Origin of the sequence: Stenotrophomonas sp. GbtcB23, assembly GCF_019091045.1 — a bacterium.
GTDB classification, from domain to species: Bacteria; Pseudomonadota; Gammaproteobacteria; order Xanthomonadales; family Xanthomonadaceae; genus Stenotrophomonas; species Stenotrophomonas rhizophila_A.
The window spans coordinates 1-246 of record NZ_JAGXKC010000583.1 but is presented as its reverse complement, the minus strand read 5'-3'; the positions used below and the strand labels follow the sequence as shown (position 1 = coordinate 246).

Here is a 246-nt window from a genome sequence, read left to right as displayed (position 1 = left end):
GTCGCCTTTTCTTCGATCTCCGCGCTCCGGATGCTGCGCTGGATCCGCTCCTTGCACTGTTCGACGTTTGGATTGATGTACATGCACCTGTCGTAGGCCTGGGCCAGCAGACGCTGGGAGGCTGGGTCACCCGCGTCAGCGCGCTGCTTCAGGGCCAGGAACCAGGCGCGCTGGGGGCTGGTCTTGGTGAAGTCAGGCCTTTGCGAGGAACCGGCTGCAATTGGCGGTGGGGGCTTGTGGGCCGGC

General features: G+C 65.0%; 1 protein-coding gene. It reads right to left on the bottom strand.

Going from position 1 to position 246, the window contains the following annotated elements:
- Window positions 1-246 (bottom strand): hypothetical protein (locus KVS69_RS20190; protein ID WP_217540045.1); only part of this gene is annotated, 246 nt, incomplete at both ends.